The sequence below is a fragment of the Streptomyces albospinus genome, from assembly GCF_014648695.1.
In the GTDB taxonomy this organism is placed as follows: domain Bacteria; phylum Actinomycetota; class Actinomycetes; order Streptomycetales; family Streptomycetaceae; genus Streptomyces; species Streptomyces albospinus.
In genome coordinates, this window is record NZ_BMRP01000010.1 from 201,381 (window position 1) to 218,094 (window position 16,714).

20 protein-coding genes and 1 pseudogene are annotated in these 16,714 nt (G+C 69.7%); 10 read left to right on the plus strand and 11 right to left on the minus strand.

All coding sequences use genetic code 11. From position 1 onward, the window contains the following. Positions 1 to 450: 450 nt before the first annotated feature. The 5 genes from IEZ17_RS16585 to IEZ17_RS42395 all read right to left on the minus strand — a co-directional run bounded on the left by IEZ17_RS16585 (position 451) and on the right by IEZ17_RS42395 (position 3,895). Positions 451 to 1,464 carry an MASE1 domain-containing protein gene (locus tag IEZ17_RS16585; protein WP_189300807.1) on the minus strand — a complete coding sequence of 338 codons (1,014 nt, stop codon included), beginning with the start codon at positions 1,462 to 1,464 and terminating at the stop codon, positions 451 to 453. Positions 1,465 to 1,626: 162 nt separating this feature from the next. Then, positions 1,627 to 2,988 carry a PP2C family protein-serine/threonine phosphatase gene (locus IEZ17_RS16590; RefSeq protein WP_189300809.1) on the minus strand — a complete coding sequence of 454 codons (1,362 nt, stop codon included), beginning with the start codon at positions 2,986 to 2,988 and terminating at the stop codon, positions 1,627 to 1,629. Then, positions 2,988 to 3,509 (minus strand): ATP-binding protein, encoded by a 522-nt coding sequence (locus tag IEZ17_RS16595; RefSeq protein WP_189300811.1) that lies wholly within the window; start codon positions 3,507 to 3,509, stop codon positions 2,988 to 2,990. Before IEZ17_RS16595 ends, IEZ17_RS16590 begins: the two co-directional genes overlap by 1 nt. Then, complete coding sequence (locus tag IEZ17_RS16600) at positions 3,506 to 3,787, minus strand: hypothetical protein (RefSeq protein ID WP_189300813.1); 282 nt, start codon at positions 3,785 to 3,787, stop codon at positions 3,506 to 3,508. The genes IEZ17_RS16595 and IEZ17_RS16600 overlap by 4 nt, the downstream gene beginning before the upstream one ends. A 36-nt stretch (positions 3,788 to 3,823) precedes the next feature. Beyond that, a complete protein-coding gene (locus tag IEZ17_RS42395) occupies positions 3,824 to 3,895 on the minus strand; it encodes a DUF6233 domain-containing protein (protein ID WP_229852321.1) in 72 nt (23 codons plus the stop codon). 71 nt (positions 3,896 to 3,966) lie between these two features. Here IEZ17_RS42395 and IEZ17_RS16605 point away from each other — a divergent pair, with 71 nt between their 5' ends. Continuing rightward, positions 3,967 to 4,140, plus strand: a complete 174-nt coding sequence (locus IEZ17_RS16605; protein WP_189300815.1) for a hypothetical protein — start codon at positions 3,967 to 3,969, stop codon at positions 4,138 to 4,140. A gap of 173 nt (positions 4,141 to 4,313) precedes the next feature. On the opposite strand, the gene IEZ17_RS16610 is transcribed toward IEZ17_RS16605, so the two are convergent. The 3 genes from IEZ17_RS16610 to IEZ17_RS16620 form a co-directional block, all read right to left on the minus strand. Then, the gene (locus IEZ17_RS16610; protein ID WP_189300816.1) at positions 4,314 to 4,865 is read right to left on the minus strand and encodes an SMI1/KNR4 family protein; all 552 of its coding nucleotides are present in this window, start codon (positions 4,863 to 4,865) and stop codon (positions 4,314 to 4,316) included. A 49-nt stretch (positions 4,866 to 4,914) separates the two neighbouring features. Further along, positions 4,915 to 5,610, minus strand: coding sequence for a recombinase family protein (locus IEZ17_RS16615; RefSeq protein WP_229852314.1), 696 nt, complete (start codon positions 5,608 to 5,610; stop codon positions 4,915 to 4,917). A 231-nt stretch (positions 5,611 to 5,841) separates the two neighbouring features. Next, positions 5,842 to 6,564, minus strand: a complete 723-nt coding sequence (locus IEZ17_RS16620) for a VOC family protein (RefSeq protein ID WP_189300818.1) — start codon at positions 6,562 to 6,564, stop codon at positions 5,842 to 5,844. Positions 6,565 to 6,801: 237 nt separating this feature from the next. On the opposite strand from IEZ17_RS16620, the pseudogene IEZ17_RS16625 reads away from it, so the two are divergent. Then, positions 6,802 to 6,930, plus strand: a pseudogene (locus IEZ17_RS16625) (carotenoid oxygenase family protein); the annotation flags it as partial. Positions 6,931 to 7,453: 523 nt separating this feature from the next. Beyond that, positions 7,454 to 8,158 carry a hypothetical protein gene (locus IEZ17_RS16630; RefSeq protein WP_189300820.1) on the plus strand — a complete coding sequence of 235 codons (705 nt, stop codon included), beginning with the start codon at positions 7,454 to 7,456 and terminating at the stop codon, positions 8,156 to 8,158. A 346-nt stretch (positions 8,159 to 8,504) separates the two neighbouring features. Here the strand turns inward: IEZ17_RS16630 and IEZ17_RS16635 are convergent, their stop codons facing one another. Then, positions 8,505 to 8,747, minus strand: coding sequence for a hypothetical protein (locus IEZ17_RS16635; RefSeq protein WP_189300822.1), 243 nt, complete (start codon positions 8,745 to 8,747; stop codon positions 8,505 to 8,507). 109 nt (positions 8,748 to 8,856) lie between these two features. Between IEZ17_RS16635 and IEZ17_RS16640 the strand changes: the two genes are divergently transcribed. The 6 genes from IEZ17_RS16640 to IEZ17_RS16665 all read left to right on the plus strand — a co-directional run bounded on the left by IEZ17_RS16640 (position 8,857) and on the right by IEZ17_RS16665 (position 14,137). Beyond that, positions 8,857 to 9,650, plus strand: a protein-coding gene (locus IEZ17_RS16640; protein ID WP_229852322.1) for an IS5 family transposase whose coding sequence is annotated in 2 segments (ribosomal slippage) — positions 8,857 to 9,189 and positions 9,192 to 9,650 — 792 coding nt in all. Because the reading frame shifts where the segments join, the coding sequence is not laid out codon by codon here. A 309-nt stretch (positions 9,651 to 9,959) separates the two neighbouring features. Then, complete coding sequence (locus tag IEZ17_RS16645) at positions 9,960 to 10,520, plus strand: RNA polymerase sigma factor (RefSeq protein WP_189300824.1); 561 nt, start codon at positions 9,960 to 9,962, stop codon at positions 10,518 to 10,520. Then, positions 10,517 to 11,344, plus strand: coding sequence for a zf-HC2 domain-containing protein (locus IEZ17_RS16650; RefSeq protein ID WP_189300826.1), 828 nt, complete (start codon positions 10,517 to 10,519; stop codon positions 11,342 to 11,344). The genes IEZ17_RS16645 and IEZ17_RS16650 overlap by 4 nt, the downstream gene beginning before the upstream one ends. Before the next feature lie 32 nt (positions 11,345 to 11,376). After that, entirely contained in the window at positions 11,377 to 12,186 is an 810-nt protein-coding gene (locus tag IEZ17_RS16655) for an ABC transporter ATP-binding protein (protein WP_189300828.1), read from the plus strand. Further along, entirely contained in the window at positions 12,183 to 13,574 is a 1,392-nt protein-coding gene (locus IEZ17_RS16660) for a hypothetical protein (RefSeq protein WP_189300830.1), read from the plus strand. The genes IEZ17_RS16655 and IEZ17_RS16660 overlap by 4 nt, the downstream gene beginning before the upstream one ends. Continuing rightward, positions 13,571 to 14,137 carry a hypothetical protein gene (locus IEZ17_RS16665; RefSeq protein WP_189300832.1) on the plus strand — a complete coding sequence of 189 codons (567 nt, stop codon included), beginning with the start codon at positions 13,571 to 13,573 and terminating at the stop codon, positions 14,135 to 14,137. Before IEZ17_RS16660 ends, IEZ17_RS16665 begins: the two co-directional genes overlap by 4 nt. Positions 14,138 to 14,575: 438 nt before the next feature. On the opposite strand, the gene IEZ17_RS42400 is transcribed toward IEZ17_RS16665, so the two are convergent. Further along, positions 14,576 to 14,902 (minus strand): HAD hydrolase-like protein, encoded by a 327-nt coding sequence (locus IEZ17_RS42400; protein WP_308427666.1) that lies wholly within the window; start codon positions 14,900 to 14,902, stop codon positions 14,576 to 14,578. Beyond that, the gene (locus tag IEZ17_RS42405) at positions 14,818 to 15,114 is read right to left on the minus strand and encodes an HAD family hydrolase (RefSeq protein WP_229852315.1); all 297 of its coding nucleotides are present in this window, start codon (positions 15,112 to 15,114) and stop codon (positions 14,818 to 14,820) included. Before IEZ17_RS42405 ends, IEZ17_RS42400 begins: the two co-directional genes overlap by 85 nt. Positions 15,115 to 15,469: 355 nt before the next feature. Between IEZ17_RS42405 and IEZ17_RS16675 the strand changes: the two genes are divergently transcribed. Next, entirely contained in the window at positions 15,470 to 16,705 is a 1,236-nt protein-coding gene (locus IEZ17_RS16675) for a ComEC/Rec2 family competence protein (RefSeq protein ID WP_189300833.1), read from the plus strand. Positions 16,706 to 16,714 lie beyond the last annotated feature (9 nt).

Below are 16,714 nucleotides of genomic sequence, written 5' to 3' on the forward strand. Positions count from 1 at the left end.
GCTTCGGAATCGTTGCAGTCCGTGGGGAGCGCCGTGGCGAATGCCGTACCGCGGTGATGGTCGCAGTCGTGTAGCCGTCCGGCAGGTGACCTGGCGTGTGCAGGTAAACGTTGTTGGCCGCCTCGCCGTGGTCTACGACCCGCACAACGTAGCGTCGAGAAGGGTTCGGCCTGCCCACCTCGCACGGATGGTTCACCTGCCACGCGGAGCCTGGCATCGGGGGAGGGTGTGGTGGATGACGCTCGGCTTCGGGAGCTCTGCCGCGGCCACAAGTGAGGTGAGCTGGAGGGCTCCCGGGTCCTTCGGGTTGCGCCCCTGACAGGCGCGGTCGGCGGACCCGGGCCCCCTTGTATGCGCCGACACCGGTGGCGCGTCTCGACGGCATGTGGCCGGGCCGGGACGCACCGTGGATCAGGGCCGTTGACCGTCCACGAATGTGCTGTCGATCGATCACGACGGCCGAGTCGGTCCGCCGTTTTCTTCCTGCTCGTCGCCGTCGGAAAGTGCTGATGGGCCGCCGGTATCCGGTGCGATCCTCGCCGCCATCTCGGCGAGCTGCCGACAAGTTTGTTCGATTTTCTCCTGGGTTTGGTTTCGCTCGGTGATGGCGGCGGCGAGCAGCAGCGCGGTCATCGCGGCGGCGCCGTTGAACGCCTGCAGCGCGATCAGGTTGGTGAGCAGGGTGTGACCGGCGAACGGGCCTGATCTGCCGGGGGCGGCGAGGATTGCGCCGATGGATACGGCCAGTGCGCAGGGTGCGGCTCCGGCGAGTTGGAAGCGGAAGGCGGCCCAGGTCAGTAGCGGGAAGGCAAGGAAGATCAGCGGGACCGGAGCATTTTCGAGGAAGACGACGCCGACGGTGGCCGTCACGAGCAGCGTTGCTTCCGCCCACCGGGAGAGTGGTGTGCCCTTCGGCCAGTGTGCCGAGCGGAGCGCGAGCAGCACCGGCGCGACCACCAGAACGCCCATCGCATCGCCGGTCCACCAGACCCACCATGTGGGCCAGAACCCGCCGGCGGGCAGAACGTGAGCGAGGCGCAGGGTGCTGGTGCCCACCGTCGCGCTGATGAGCATGCCCGTGAATGCGCCGAGGAAGACCAGGGCGAGCGCGTCCTGGAAGCGGTTCATCTGGGTGCGGAACCCGGTACGGCGAAGGAGCGCGTAGGCAAAGAGGGGTGCCAGTGTGTTGCCTGCCGTGATCGCGAGCACGGCAGGGATCGATGGCCCGAGGGAGATGTTGACCAGGAAGGCGCCGAGAGCGATCCCGGCCCAGGCCCGCAGGCCGATCAGGAGGAGGCCGGCCAGGGCGATGCCGGTCGGCGGCCACAGCGGCGTGACCTGGCCGCGCACGAGTTGCTGGAGCAGTCCCAGCTTGCCCGAGGCGTAATACAGCGCGGCGACGGCACCGAGTTGGAGGGCCGTCATGGCGCCGCGCCGGAGCCTGCCGTGGTTCGCCACAGTCATCGCGAAGTCGTCCCCTTGGCCTTGCGCGGTCGTCCATCGTCCGCCGCCTTCGCCGGATCCATCACACTGCCGCTCATCTGTATGACCTTTCGCAATGTGCTCTGTCGGGACTGTTTCGGGTGACCACCCGGGGCGGAGCCGCGCGCCCTGGCGGGTCCGCCGTTAGCCGTGTCGCTGTGGGCCTGTGCGCTTTCGGCCCGGGGTGCGCAGGGCGAGGATGGCCATGTCGTCGTGCCCGTCGCTGGGGTGGTGGTCGGCCAGGGCCTGCACGAAGTCCTGCAGGGGCAGTCCTGCGTGCGCGGTGGCGAGGTCGGCGAGTTCGTCCAGGCTCTCGTGGATGGAGTGGTCGGGATGTTCGATAAGGCCGTCGGTGAAGAAGACCACGATGGTGTCCGGGGGCAGGGGGTGGGTGCGGTCGGGGCGGATCTGCCTGCTGTCGACGTTCAGTGGGAGTCCAGGCTCCGTGAACAGGTATGCCGCCCGGCGGTCGGGGGTGATCAGCAAAGGGGGGATATGGCCCGCGGTGCTCCAGCGCAGCCTCCAGGCAGCCCCCGCAGGTTCGATGCGCGCCAGGATGGTGGTGGTCACGGGGTTGTCGGTGATGGCCTCCAGAGTGCGATCGAGCTGGGCGAGGACCGCGCTGGGCGGAGTACGCATGGCGAACAGCAGAGCGCGCAGCATGTGACGGGTGGAGGCCATGGCAGCGGCGGCATGCAGATCGTGGCCGACCACGTCGCCGATGACGACCGCCACCGCGCCGTCCGGAAGCAGGATGGCGTCGTACCAGTCGCCGCCCACATGGTGGGGTGCGGCGGCGGGCCGGTAGATGGCGGCGGCGTCGAAGGGCCGCATGTCGGGCAGCGTCGGCAGCAAACGCCGCTGGAACAGTTCGGATCCGGCACGGACCTGTTCGAAGAGGCGGACGTTGTCGATCGCGATGCCGGCGGCGCCGGCCAGGGCAACGACGATGTTCTCGTCGTGCACGTCGAAGGGGCGCCCGTCGCGTCGCTCGGAGAGGTACAGGTCGCCGTAGATTTCGCCGCGGACGCCGATGGCGACGCCGAGCAGAGTACGCAGGCGCGGGTGGCCAGGCGGAAACCCAGCCGAGGCCGGGTGGGAGGAGACATCGTCGATCCGCAGGGGTTCGGGATGGTGGATCAGGTGTCCGAGCACGCCCAGGCCGCGCGGAAACCCCACCTCGGTCAGGGCCGCGTGTTCCTGCTCGGACAAGCCGACGGCTATGAACTGCGCGAGATACTCGCCGGACTCGTCAACTACTCCCAGTGCCCCGTAGCGGGCGCCGACCAGATCCATGGCGGTGGTCACGATGCGGCGCAGCACCGCGGACAACTCCTGCTCGCGGGTGATGGCCACCACCGCGTCCAACAGGCTCTGGAGCCGGTCCTTGGAGGCGGCCAGGGCGCGCAGCTGCTCGTCGATCCGTCCCAGCTCTGCATCCAGACGCGTCAGCAGGTCAGGGCGGTGCGGCCACTTCGCCCCCTTGCCCTCCGTGCCGCCCGTCATCACGATCGCCCGGCGGACCGGTATTCGTTCTCGGTGGCCTTCAGCCGGTAGGAGTCGGTGCCGGTCTGGACCAGGGTTTCCTTGAAGGTGAGCCGGTCAGCGATCGCCGGGCACAGCCGGGGGTCGGTGAAGGTCTCGTCCCATTCGCTGAACCAGGCGTGGGAAGCCACCGCCGTCGCCTTGCGTTCCTCCCGCTCGGTGAAGATGTGGAACAGCAGCTTGGCGCCCTTCTTGTCCAGGTTCAGGTAGCCGAACTCGTCCAGACACAACAGGTCGCCCTTGCTGTAGCGGGCGATCACATCGGACCTGCGCTTGGCCGCGTCCGCCTCGGCGAACTCGTTCACCGGGGCCGAGGCCGTGGTGGAGCGGACCGCCGGACCCGCTTCGGCGACCGCTGTAGGCAGGCGCAGGTCGCGGCACACCTCGTCGATCAGCGCGCCCTCCGGGTCGCCCGGCAGCAGCGGGATCCTCGCCGGCACTACCCGCTCCCCGGAAACCTCGGCGGTCTTGGTGGGGGTCATGCGCTCGTGCCCTTCGTCGTTGCCTGGCTGGTAGCCGGCTTCAGCAGCCGGTCGTACTTGCCCATCTCCGGCAGCGCCGTGCGGAGGTCCGGCGGCAGCCGCCGCGCATGCGGCGAGATCACCATCGGGCCGGCCGCCTCATCGTCATAGGTGGTGTCGGCTGCCTGCTCGTCGTGTCCCGGTCCGAGGAGGCGGGGCCTGCCCGCGCAGTGACGCGCCGGCCGCCGACGGCGGACAGCGGACAGTTGGTGCACGACGATCGGCGCGCGGCCCCGCATGCTCCTAGCGTGCGACGCCTGGCCACTGTCCGCAGGTCAGAGGATGCCGAGTGCCGTATCCGGCCGGCAGAGCGCGCACGCCTCCAGGCCCTCGGCGAGGGCGCGCATCGCCTGGTCCCGCGAGACCGGACGGGTGCGTTTGTCGTGCTGCGGCAGCCCCCGACGCGCACCGTGCTGGGTTGACCATCGCCGCCGAGGCTCAGCTGCACGCCCCGGTCCGGCGGCGGGGGAGGCCTGTACCGCTGCTGTTCTGCGGCCAGCTGCTCGGCTGCGGCGATCTGCTGCCGGACGCGGTAGAGGGCGAGCTACAGCCACGTTTCCAGGATGCGGAGGAGGCCCGCAGCCAGCGGTAAATCATTCGCGCGTTCGAATTTAGCTCTGTGTGAACTTTGGCACGGTCGGTAGGCGTGTGTCCTGTGCCGGCGGAGGTCGAGCGGGTGCCATCCACGTTTGCGCGCCTGGGGCACTTGCTCATGATGCGGCTCATCGAAGGGCGGCGGGTTGGTCCGGACGGCGTGAGGCATGTTCACAGACGCTCCAGCCACTCGGTGTACCACGCGCGAAAACCGGGGCTCACTGGGACGAAGCCGCCCCAGTCCGGGTCGAGCTGCCAGACCTCACCCGCTCGCGGGCCGTTCAGGATCAGCCGGATGTAGATGCCGCAGCCCTCTTCGGCCAGCATGAGCGTGCCCCGGGTCAGCCCGTCGGCCGGTGCGTCGATGCGGCCGGGCAGGGGTTCGGCGAGACGGAACGGCTCGGTGAGTCGGCCCGGCAGTCGGTCCTCTTCCCACTCGTCGTCCACCGCCCACCCCTCGTCGGCCTCTACGCGGGGGACGGTCAACGGCATCAACCCGTGACCGGGACCGGCGGGGCCATTGCCCACCTGCACGACGAAGGACCGGTACTCCGCCGGCAGGCCGATGCCGTGAGCTTCCTCGAATGCCTTGATCTCCGCCTCCGGCAGCGCAGGCGCCAGCTCGTACCGGTGCGTGTCCGCCCCGAAGCGCTTCAGCATCGGGTCCCCTGCTGCCATCTGCCGTATCCGAACGCGTACAGCGCCCGCGTCCCAGATCTCCATCCACCGACCGTACCAACGACATCGGCGCCCAATTCCCTACGCTTTCGCGCTACATGGCCCTGCTCTCGTGCCGCTGCGGCCAGGCGGTGTGCAGCCCTGCGCAACGCTCGGGGGCTGCGGTCGTATGGCTCGGCTGTGCCGCCGAGGCGGCCGGTGTCTGCTCGTCGTGCTTGCGGAGCATCCCCATTACGGTGGCGGGTGAGGGGTGTTGGCCCATCTTCTTGCACGTGGTGATGGCGAGGCGGCTGGTGATGTCGCGCAGGCTCAGCTCCTGATCGCGCAGGTGAAGGGCCGTGGAGAGCATGTCGTCGTCGGTGACGCCCGCACCGCCGATGGTCTTGCCGCGCTTGCGGGCGGACTCGTGGCCTTCCAGGGCGCGCTCACGGATGTATTCGCGTTCCCTACCGGACCAGGCGGCTGGGGCGGTGGACGCGACTCCGGAGGGGGCGTGCGCGCCATGGAGCGCACCGGTGGGGAGCTCCAGGCGGAGGCCGCTCGCCTTCAACTCCTCGGCTCGGGTGGCTAGTTCAATGCCGCGGCCGAGCCGTTTGTGCTCGTGGACGACGAGCGTGACGCGCACCCCGGAGGCGCGCAGTGCGCCGGCAAGGGCGACGGCCTTGTCCAGTTCGGGGCGCTGGGTGGCGCGGGTGGAGGTCTTCTCGGAGAAGATCCGGGTGACCCCGGCTTTGCAGAGCGCGTCGGGTGGGGAGTCGAGGGACTGTCGGGCGGGTGGATGTGCGTGCATCCCCAAGGCGGTCGTGCCCGACGGGCTCGGCGCAGGTGGACACCGGCCAGACACGCCATTCCACGCGCATGAAGTCGTCGCTCACGAGCCGAGACGGTTTCTTGAGGGTGTTTCAGGCGTCCAGTTGTCCGCGACAACTCATGAATCACGATGGCCGAAGGTGGACTGCCGAGTGACCGCGCGTTCCACAGGCGAACGCCTAGGAAACACAGCCCGCCCGACAACAGTCCGCTACCAGGGCCTCTGTACGGCGAACTCGTTGCCGTCGGGGTCGAGCAGCAGCACCCTGTCGCTGTCGCTCTGGCCGATGTCGGTGCGCGTCGCGCCGAGCGAGATCAGGCGGTCGACCTCCGCCTCCCAGTCGCCGTCGTCGGGGAGCGCCAGCTCGAAGTACAGCCTGTTCGTGCCCGTCTTCGGCGCCACCGGAGGACCACCCCACGTGATCTTCGTACCGCCGTTCGGCGATTGGATCGCGGTCTCCTGGTCTTGGTCCCAGACCAGCGGCCACCGCAGCGCCTCGCTCCAGAAGTAACCGACCTCCTGCGTACCGTCGCAGGCCAGCGCTCCGATGAAGCCGGTGTCGGCGAGGAACTTGTTGCCCGCCCTGATGACGCAGAACTCGTTGCCGTCCGGATCGGCGAGCACTACATGTCCCTCTTCGGGGAGTTGGCCCACGTCGATGTGCTTCCCGCCGAACTCCAGCGCCCTGGCCACCGTCTGCTGCTGATCCTCCGGGGAGGCGCTCGTCAGGTCGAAGTGCGCCCGGTTCTGGCCGATCTTCGGCTCCTGGCTCGGCAGGAAACGGATGCGGAACCCGGCGGTATCAGGGGGCAGGATGGCGACGTCATCGTCCGGACCCTCGGCCAACTCCCAGCCCAGGACCCCGGACCAGAAGCGCGCTAGGTCCGACGGCCGGGTCGCATTGAAGCAGATCGCGAACAGTTGACTGGTCATACCCCGTGCATCTCCGATCCGCTAGTCAGTCGATACGGCGCCTGACGCTCCCGATGGGCGCAGCCTAGGAGGGTCCGTGCAGCACCCGCATCCGAGTTTCCGTCGCGGGGGAGCCCGGTCCCCCGCAAGCTGACGATCGTGCGGAACGGCACCGTCGTCCACGGCATCGGTTGAACCGGCCTGTCACGCCGGGGGCGGCAGTCGGTTCGCCCTCGGGGTGCGCGGCCCGGGCAGGGCGGCGCCACCGAGCTGGTCCTCTTGTCCGCCTGCGACTTCAGCGGCGCGCCGGTCGCCCGCATCCACCTGCCCGTCCGGGTTCCGCTCGGCCTGCACGGCACCTGGATCCCCGACGCGCCCCGGCGGTGACGCCCCGCAGGCTCGCATGTCTTATCCCTCCCCGACCTCCCCGACCTCCCTGACCTCGCCGAACCTGCCGTCGTCTCACGGCGTCGCGGAGGGGCGGGTGGCCGCGAACTGGGCGGCGACGTAGTGGAGTTGCCACTCGGCGCGACAGCAGGTGCCGGTGCCTTCGCCCGTGACGGTCACTCGTCCATTCGACCTCGCGATCGTCGATATCAACAAGGTCCGTGGCGGCGGAGTTCGGTGCCCAGGGCATCCGCGCGGACAGACATGAGTGCCCACTCCCCGCGTCCGTGGAGAATCGGACAACGAGCCGGACGGCACCTTCACCACCGCTGCTCCGCTGCTGGTGCCGCCGTGCCTGCTCCGGTGCCACGGCGCAGGCTCCGGCTCATGCCCTCGCGTATGCGCCGGTGCCGACGTCGCATGCGCCGGAGGGTCCCCCCGTCCGGCGGGCGGACGGCCTTGTTGGCGCCGCCCCACCACCCTTGGAATGGAGGGACGAAAGCACTGCGAGAGGAGCCGTGGAGTGATCAACACGTCCGAGACCCTGGCTGTGCAGACCATCGAGCACTTCCTCACTCCCGAGGAGACCGCCCAGGTCACCAAGATCATGGACGAGCACCTCGCCATGACCGGCTGGGTCCCGGCCCGGCCCGCCGAGGGCCTGACACCGCCCGGGAGCGTGCAGGAGCTTCTCGACGGCGCGATCGAGCGGGCCATGCCGGCCCTGCACCGTGCGTTCCCATCGGCCTTGTGGGTCGACCCGTGGCTCTATTACGACCTCAAACCCGGGGACATGATCCGCGTGCATGTGCACGGCCTGGGCGGTCCGGACGAGCAGCTCGTGCGGCTGGCCCGCGTGGTGTTCAACCTCCAGGACGCCGAAGAGGGAGGTGAGTTCTACCTCGACACCAGTTCCTGCGACGAGTTGTGGAGCGACCGCCGGGCAGGGCCGGACGGGACCTTTGCGCCCGGAACACGCTTCACGCACGAGATCACGGCCCGCTCAGGCCCGGTCGACCTGAACACCATCGCCGCCACCCGGTGGCTGTGCCAGCCCCCGCCCGGCACCACGCTGGTGTACGGGGCCCAGCTGATCCACGGAGTCACCCCCGTCGTCGCCGGCAGGGTACGCAAGCTCATCACCAACCTCTGTGCCGGGCCGACCGTTGGCTTTGAGGGCGGAGAGGCCGTGGTCGAGCATGCCCACGGCGGATTCGGCGACCAATAGCAGCACCCCGGACGGCAGCCCGCACAGCCAGGCCCCGGCGGCGGCAGCCCGGTCCGGGGTGGCGGCGAGCACCGCGCGGTGGACGCCGGAGGTGTACGGCCCCGGTAGCCGGTGTCGGCGGTGAAGGCCGTCAGTGTCGTGCCTTCCGGCGGGTCCGGCAGCCGGGTGCCGTTCGGTTCGGTACGAGGACCTCAAGCGCCGCACGCAGGGCGCGAGATGATCGGAGCAGGCGGCCGTGCAGTACGGCCTGGGCGTGTGCGCGGTGCGGCTCGATATCCGTGCTCGTCCAGCTCATGTTGGACGCACCGCCGAAGCGCGCGTTGATCTCGATGAGGTTCAGCCGTCCTCACCGGGGGATCGCGAAGTCGATCTGCCGGGGTCCCGCCGGCCGGGAGGCGGTCACGATGTCACGTACGACGGCGGCCAGCGCGGACCTGGTGTCCCCGGGCAGTGCGGCGGGCGGCATCCGGGCCCGCCGCCCGGGCGCGCCCTCGCGGTCCAGAGTGCCGAGCCGGGCCACGGGCCAGGCTGCGGTGCCGGAGGGAAGCGTGAGGAGTTCGAGAACATCTGGCTGAGGACGAAGCGGCATGACGCAAAAGGCCAGGTCAAGAGCGGTTCGGGAGGGGTCTGCTACCTCTACTTCCCGGCTAAGGCGTCGTCTCATTTGGGCTGGTCGGTAGTCTGGGCTCGTGCTGATCGTGGAACGCTTGGTGCCGGACGAGCTGTACGACCTGTTCCAGCGGGTGGTGCCGCCCGCCCCGTCACGGCCGCAGGGCGGGGGTCGACGCCGGTATGGTGACCGTGAGGTCCTCGCGGCGATCATCTTTGTGGCCACGACGGGTTGCACCTGGCGGCAGTTGCCGCCGGTCTTCGGTCCGTCGGGGCCGACCGTGCACCGGCGCTTCACCGAGTGGACCGCTGCCCGGGTCTGGGCCAAGCTCCACCGCGTCGTCCTCGACGAACTGGGATCGCGCGGGGACCTGGACTGGTCGCGCTGCGCCATCGACTCGGTGAACATGCGGGCCCTGAAAGGGGGGAGCTGACAGGTCCGAATCCTGTCGACCGGGGCGAGAAGGGCTCGAAGATCCACTTGATCAGCGAGCGGACCGGTTTGCCCCTGTCCATCGGCATCTCCGGCGCGAACCTGCACGACAGCCAGGCACTCAAGCCGCTCGTCCGGGGCATCCCGCCGATCCGCTCGCGCCGCGGGCCGCGCCGACGACGGCCCGCCAAGCTGCATGCGGACAAGGGGTACGACTACGACGACCTGCGTCGATGGCTCCGCGGGCGAGGCATCCGGCACCGCATTGCCCGCAGAGGCATCGAGTCCTCCACCCGACTGGGCCGGCACCGCTGGACGATCGAGCGCACGATGTCCTGGCTCGCCGGCTGCCGCCGCCTGCACCGCCGCTATGAGCGCAAGGCCGAACACTTCCTCGCCTTCACTGCCATCGCCTGCACCCTCATCCGCTACCGCAGACTCACCAAATGAGACGACTTCTGAGGGAGACCTTGATGAACCGCCGACACGCTCCCCTGTGACTGAGCGCTTCGGTTGGCGAGTGAGTGCTTCAGTCGGCGGGCTGGACCTTCGGCATCGATGGCGACTGCGAGCCAGTCGGCGTACTTGGCCAGGGCTGCGCCGAGGAGGGTGAAGCACCGCGAGACGCCAGGCTTCACCACGAGCCGGGTCGAAGCCGGCGACCGGGTTTCGTGGGGATCGCAATCCTCCGCGCGTGAGACTGTGACGCAGCTCACGGTAGATGCAAAACCTGCGCGCCGCATCGGGCGTCTGGCTGGTGTGAGATCACGCAGGAGAGCACTGGACGAGCTGGACGAGGAACGCCTCGTCCGGCTGGTGGCGAGAGGTGACCGCGGGGCGTTCGACGAGTTGTACCGGCGCACGTCGCCGTGGCTGGCGGTGCGGTTGCGCCGCCGCTGCGCGGACGAGCAGATCGTCGCCGAGGTCATGCAGGAGACCTATCTGGCGGTGTGGCGTGCGGCTGGCGCGTTCGCCGGGAGCGCGGTCGGCGGGACGGCCGTCGGGTGGCTGTGGACGATCGCGGCGCGCCGCCTCGTCGACGCGTTCCGGCGCCGTGCCCACCACGCCGAACCGCCGGTCGCCGCCGCCGAGCGGGCGGTGGTGCCCGCGGCGGAGGAAGAGGCACTTGCCGGGACCGTCGGCGGCGACGTCGGCGACGCCCTGCGGCGACTGGCGCCGGAACTCCGCGAGGTACTGCAGGCCACGGTGCTCGACGGGCTCTCCATCCGGGAGACCGCCGTCCTGCTCAGACTGCCCGAAGGCACGGTCAAGACCCGCGCCCGCCGGGCCCGGATCGCGATGCGGGAGGCGCTGACATGAGCGGGGAACACGCGTCGAGGCAGTTGATCGACGACTACGCACGTGGTGACGCGACGATGGCCGCGGACACGGTATGGGCGTTGGAGGCTCATCTGGAGACGTGCGCGCCGTGCCGGAGCCACCTGGCGGCCTGTGTGGCCACCGAGGCGCCCGGCATCGCCGCGCTCCTCGACACCGTCCGGGCCGGTCTGGAACCGCAGTTGGACGCGGCTGTCAGGGCGCCCTCGCGGCGAGTGCGCCCGAGGTGGGTGGCGGCCTGGCTGACGCCGGCCATGGCCCCGTGGTTGGTCATGACCGTCGTCGTCACCTTGATGGCGCTGCTGCTGGACGCGGTCGCGTCGCCGTCGTTCTTCGGCGACATCTCTCCCGTGTTGGCGATCGCGCCCGTGCTGCCGCTGTGCGGTGTCGCCGCATCGTGGTCGAGCGGCCTGGACCCGGCGCACGAACTGACGGCCTCGACCGCCCGAGCCGGCCTGCCCCTGCTCCTCAGGCGCACCACGGCGGTTCTCGTGGTGGTCCTGCCCGGGCTCCTGGTGGGGGGATGGCTGACCGGAACCATGACGGCCGCGCAGTGGCTGCTGCCCTCCCTGGCCTTCACCTCCACCGCCCTGGCGCTGGGCAGCGTGGTCGGCGTGACCCGCGCCGCCACCGGGCTGGCCGTCGCGTGGGGCGTCCTCGTCGTGGTACCCGCGTCGGTCACCGGCCACGTCCCCCTTGTCCTGCGGCTTGTCCTCCAGACCGACCAACTGCCCGTGTGGGGGCTGCTTCTCGCGCTCGGCATCGGCGCCGTGATCGCCCGCAGAAACGCGTACTCAACGCTGTGAAACCATCGTCGACCCTCGAAAGGGACCACCGCATGACGCCCACCACGAGCGCGGCCGACACCGCGCCGAACACCTACGCCTGGGAGATCCGGGCCGGCGGCCTGAGAGTACGCGTCGGACGCAAGAAGATGGCCGTCGACGGGCTCGACCTCTCCCTGGGCACCGGCACCCACGGCCTCCTGGGGCCCAACGGAGCGGGAAAGACCACCCTGATCCGGACGCTGGCCACCGTACTGCGCCCCACCGAGGGCGAACTGGAGCTGCTCGGCACCTCTGTGGGCGCGATGGTCGACCACCGGGCCCTGCGTCGCCGGATCGGCTACCTGCCGCAGGACTTCGGCTACTACAAGCGCTTCACGGTGCGTGAGTTCGTCGAGTACATGGCCTGGTTGAAAGAGGTCCCGAAGCCGCACGTCCCCGCGGCTGTCCAGCGGGCCGTGGAACGGGTGGGCCTGGCCGACCGCGCCGACCATCGGATGAAGACCCTGTCCGGCGGCATGGTGCGGCGGGCCGGCATCGCCCAGGCCATCGTCAACGACCCCGCGGTGCTGCTGCTGGACGAGCCGACGGTCGGCTTGGACCCGGCGCAGCGACTGCGCTTCCGCGAGCTGCTCCAGGAACTGGGCCGCGACACCTGTGTGGTCGTCTCCACCCACCTCGTCGAGGACGTCGCGGCCGCCTGCTCCGACGTGGTGCTCTTCGCCGACGGCCGCCTCGTCTTCCAGGGCACGCCGGACGACCTGGCCGCGGCGGGCAGCCCCGACCACCCGGGCGACAGCCCCCTGGAGCGCGGCTACTCGGCGCTGCTCCAGGGCTCCGGCCGGCAGGGAGGCACCTGGTGAACGGACGTGTCCTGCGCATCGAACTGAAGCGCTCCCTCGCCCCGTGGCCCGGCGTCGTCGTCCTGGCAGGCAGCCTGGCGGTCTTCTGTCTGATCGACGGGATCTGGTGGAGGGGCGCCGCGGGGTGGACGGCCCAGTGGACCTCCATGGCCCTGTGGACCCGGTACCTGCTGGTCTTCTGGTGGCCGCTCGTGGTGGGCATGGGAGCGGTGTACGGGCTGCGCGAATCCCGCTCGCGGACGGCCGAACTGCTGACGACCACGCCGCTGCCGGCCTGGCGCCGTGCGGCGCTGCCGGCCGGTGCGATGGCGCTCGCGTTGGCATCGGGCTTCGGCCTCCTCATCCTGGTGGGCGGAGTCCAGGTGGCCCTCGGCGCCACCACCTACATGCCCCTGGGTTGGCTGCCGATCTCGCTCGTGGCGGCGGTGGCCCTCGTCGCGGGGGCCGTGTTCGGCATGGGTGTCGCGCGGGCCGTGCCCTCCGTGCTCACCCCGCCGGCCCTGACGGTGTTCCTCTTGCTGACGTCCCTCCTCCTGCGGCAGGCCAATGACGGGGCACTGCCTTGGACCATCCCGCCGAACCGGTTCGCCCTGCTGTCCCCGGCGACCGCGGAGCCGCGGGAGATGCTGCTGACCCTGTCCAACTCCGTGCACCTCGGTCAGACGCTCTGGCTGCTCGGCCTGCTCGCCACCGGCTTCGCACTGCTGTCGGCCGCCACCCGCCGGGCCCGGCTGCTCGCGGTGGCCCCCGTCCTGGCCGGCGCGGCCCTGGCCCTGCTGATCCTGCCGGCCGCTCCGCGCGACACCTACGTCGTCGACAAGGCCGCCGCCACCCTGGTCTGCGACGGACCGGTGTGCGTGACGCAGGCGAACCGCTCACGCCTGCCCGAGCTCGCGCCGCACGGCAAGGAGGCGCTGCGCGTGCTGCACAACGCCCTCGGTGACAAGGCGCCCAACTCGGTGCGGGAGGACACCGAGCTGCGCGCGCTCGGCGACCCACGCGAACTCTCCGGCAACGTGGTGCTGATCGACTTCGACGACCCGCTGATCGCTCACGCGGCGGGGGCCGAACTGACCCGCCTCCTGGTTGTCCAGGGCCTGGCACCCAACTGCAAACCGCGCACCCCCTGGGAGGGCGGGGGGCAGATCGACATCCCCGCACAGAGCATCGCCGCGAGCTGGGCCCTCGGCGATCGCCGGTTCGAACCGCTGCAGGTGCCGGACACCTACGCGTACTCGCAGAGTACATGGGCGAACGCCAAAGCCGCCTGGGAGAAGCTGACGGCCCTGCCGCCGGCCGAGCAGCGCTCGCGGATCGCCCAGACGCATGCCGCCGCGCTCTCCTGCAAGAACGCGCTCGCGGCGCTGACGGGGGAGACATCCCCATGAGATGGCTGATGCTGTACGCGCGTTCACGGCAGGTGCCCACCTCTGCCGCCGCGGTCGCGCTCGTCGCGCTGGCGGTATGGGCCCTCGACGGCCCAGGACCGGTGGACCTGGGGATCACGGTCCTGGTCCTCACCGCGAACGTGGCGGCCGCTTCCGTCGGGCTCGGCGGGCAGGATGCCGCGCTGGACCGGACGGCCGCGATCCGGTGGATGCCCCGGCGGGCCGCGCACGTGCTGCTGGCCGGCGCGGTCGCCGGGGCGGCGCTGCTGGCGGTCCAGGCGGCGGGAGTCAAGCTCGCCCCGGCCGCGCTCGTCGTCCGGGACAGCGCGGGCCTGGCCGGCCTGGCCGCGCTCGGGGCGGTGCTGTGCGGGGCACAGTTCGCATGGACCCTGCCGATCGGCTGGCTCGCGTTCACCCTCGTCGTCCCGGTTCCGCCCGGCATCGCGGGAGAGGTGGGCGGCTGGATGATCCTTTCCCCCGCCACGACGGCGTCCGCCGCGACCGCGTGGGCCCTGCTGGCGACCGGCACCGTGCTGTACGCCACAGCAGGACCGAGACGGTAACGGACACGCCCGCGCCGAGCGCTTCAGTTGGCGACGCTCGCCAACTGAAGCGCTCAGTCACATCCCCGCCGGCACATAGCCGCCGTCCTGACCGCCCTCGCCCTCAGCGCCACCGGGCTGGCCACCGCGACCCCTGCCCACGCCAGCCGCCTCTGCCCCGGTCAGATCGAAGTCGCCTCCACCGCCGGGGACTTCTGCGTCACCCCACTCCCCGGTCCCGGCGCCACCGCCACAGCTTCGGGAACCACCACCGTCACCGACAACACCCTGCTCCCGGTGACAGTGATCAACGACACTGGAACAAAGGCCCAGGTCAATGAGGGCGCTTCTGTCGAAATCGGCGACGAATTCATAAAGGAAAAAGTCGAGATCGAGGTAGTAGCACCGTGAGATAGGAAGTGGCGCCGCGGGCGCAGCTGGGGAACAACCCCCGCTGCGCTAGACCCACGTCCCGGCCGACACCAGGGTCAGACCGTCACTGCATCCTCCCGCACGAACTCTTGCGTGCTGCCGTCGTCGTCTTCTGACTACCAGCTCGCCGACGTCCACGAACCGCCAGCCCTGACCAGGAATAGTGGCCCTTTGGCCCGATGTCCTGATGGCGTGATTGATCGCGGACGCGACGTCGTCAGCGATATAGGTGGGCTGGTAGGAGTCCTGCGGCCAGGCGCGTCCGTCCGTCACCCACACGCTTCGAAGACCGAGTATGTTGCCGCCCGCGATGTCGGAGTGCGGCGAATCGCCGATGACCCACGCGCCCGGCAGGGGGGACTGACGGTAGCGGCTGCTGCTTGGAAGATCTCCGGTTCCGGCTTCTTGTGGCCCACGTCTTCGGAGATCACCCAGCCTTGGACAAGCTGGTCGAGTCCGGTGTCACGGATCTTTGCTTCCTGCTGGACGGTGCGGCCATTGGTGACGATGACGCAAGTCCAGCCGTCCGCCTGCGCTTTGCCCAGCGCATCGCACCTTCGAGGCACACGACGCGGAGCAAACCCCCGCCGCGTCCAACTTGCACTCGTTCAAAGCCTGACCGGCAGGCGAGACGAGCACCACACCCCTCCGGGATGGGCACCGCACGTGCACGGTTTCGTAGCCGGAACCGGCCTTGCCCTCGATACCCCCATGTCACCCTGACAAGCCGAAGTCAGTAGCTGACGGCGCGTCGGACGGCGGACATCAGGCCAGGATTGCTCCGGAATGCGCCATAGACGGGGATTCCTGGTGGTCATCGGTCTCGCGTGCGGTGGGATGGCCCGGCGACCGCGCGCGGGTTGCGGGCTGTCGTCCGTAGGTGCGCGGTCCGTTACGGACCGACGTCATCGAGGGGACGACATGCCGGTCAAGGTGGTGTTCTTCAATGTGGGGCAGGGCGACTGCACCCTGATCACGTTCTACAAACCGGGGGCGCCGAAGGCGGACGCGGCGGTGCTGCTGGACTGCGGGTCCAAACCCGGGGGAGAGGTGGCGTCGCGGCCACAGGCAGGGGGGCCGCCGGCCGCGGGCACGGCCAAACAGCGCTTGATCGACCACCTCCGGAAGCGGATCGACGATCACCTGGGGGACCTGGTCAACCCCGGCGTCCTGGACTACCTCCTGATCAGTCATCCCGACGAGGACCACTTCAACCTGCTGGGAGACGTCCTTCTCGACTCCGCCACCAAGAAGCTGCGTTACACCCTGAACAACGTCTGGTACTCCATGGCATCCGGCGACTACAAGGAAGGCAACAGGAGCTTCCGCTTCATGGAGACCTTGCTCACCAACCCTGCGAGCCTGACGAGCTCCAGCGGGCACAGCGTGGTGCATCCACCACGGGAGAAGCCGGACCAGGGAGTTCCGGAGCCGTTGTTCCCCCCTGTGACCCCTGCCGCACCGAACCTCTACTTGATCGACAGCGGTGCGTTTCATCTGAAAGGGGCCGCCAGGATCCAAGGCGCCCAGAAGGAAGCGCTCGCCAATCTGAGCAGCCTGGTCCTCGTGCTGACCGGGGCAGTGGACGGCGGCGGGCAGCGCCAGAAGGTGCTGCTGATGGCCGACGCCCTCAAGCAGAACGAGAAGTTCCTGATCGACTTCGACAAGGACCCGACCGAGAAGTGGTTCCGTCGGGAGAAGAATCTGTGGCTCAAAGTCGGCCATCACGGGAGCAAGACCTCCACGTGCAAGGAATGGCTGGAGCACACCACCCCGGACGGTCTGTTCGTCAGTACTGGTCCCCTCCTCTTCGGTGGCAGGACAGCCACCTGTACCGACAGCGACTTCAATGATCGAATGCTGGGCGACTGGGAGACGGTCCGCACCGCGCACGGCATCCCGGACCCCAAGGTCACCTCGAAGAAGCCGCTGAAAAGGCACTGGGGCCATGGCTACCAGGGCAACACCACCGCTGTCCCCTGGCAGTTCGGCTTCCAGGACATGACCGGAAAGGGCGTCTTCAGCACCCTCGCCGGGCAGCCGCTTCCCCCGAACCCGGCAGTCCCCGGCAGCCCCGCAGGCGAATGGACGGGCCGCGACTGGATCCTGTGGATCGACCGCGACGGCGCCGGCACTTACGAGATCTCGTACGAGTAGGAGGCTTGC

Excerpts from the sequence above, each read along its gene's own strand:
- IEZ17_RS16585 (WP_189300807.1), bottom strand. The coding sequence starts at position 1,464 with ATGACTGTGGCGAACCACGGCAGGCTCCGGCGCGGCGCCATGACGGCC.
- IEZ17_RS16590 (WP_189300809.1), bottom strand. The coding sequence starts at position 2,988 with ATGACGGGCGGCACGGAGGGCAAGGGGGCGAAGTGGCCGCACCGCCCT.
- IEZ17_RS16595 (WP_189300811.1), bottom strand. The coding sequence starts at position 3,509 with ATGACCCCCACCAAGACCGCCGAGGTTTCCGGGGAGCGGGTAGTGCCG.
- IEZ17_RS16600 (WP_189300813.1), bottom strand. The coding sequence starts at position 3,787 with ATGCGGGGCCGCGCGCCGATCGTCGTGCACCAACTGTCCGCTGTCCGC.
- IEZ17_RS16610 (WP_189300816.1), bottom strand. The coding sequence starts at position 4,865 with ATGGAGATCTGGGACGCGGGCGCTGTACGCGTTCGGATACGGCAGATG.
- IEZ17_RS16615 (WP_229852314.1), bottom strand. The coding sequence starts at position 5,610 with ATGCACGCACATCCACCCGCCCGACAGTCCCTCGACTCCCCACCCGAC.
- IEZ17_RS16620 (WP_189300818.1), bottom strand. The coding sequence starts at position 6,564 with ATGACCAGTCAACTGTTCGCGATCTGCTTCAATGCGACCCGGCCGTCG.
- IEZ17_RS16635 (WP_189300822.1), bottom strand. The coding sequence starts at position 8,747 with ATGCCGCTTCGTCCTCAGCCAGATGTTCTCGAACTCCTCACGCTTCCC.
- IEZ17_RS16650 (WP_189300826.1), top strand. The coding sequence starts at position 10,517 with ATGAGCGGGGAACACGCGTCGAGGCAGTTGATCGACGACTACGCACGT.
- IEZ17_RS16655 (WP_189300828.1), top strand. The coding sequence starts at position 11,377 with ATGACGCCCACCACGAGCGCGGCCGACACCGCGCCGAACACCTACGCC.
- IEZ17_RS16665 (WP_189300832.1), top strand. The coding sequence starts at position 13,571 with ATGAGATGGCTGATGCTGTACGCGCGTTCACGGCAGGTGCCCACCTCT.
- IEZ17_RS16675 (WP_189300833.1), top strand. The coding sequence starts at position 15,470 with ATGCCGGTCAAGGTGGTGTTCTTCAATGTGGGGCAGGGCGACTGCACC.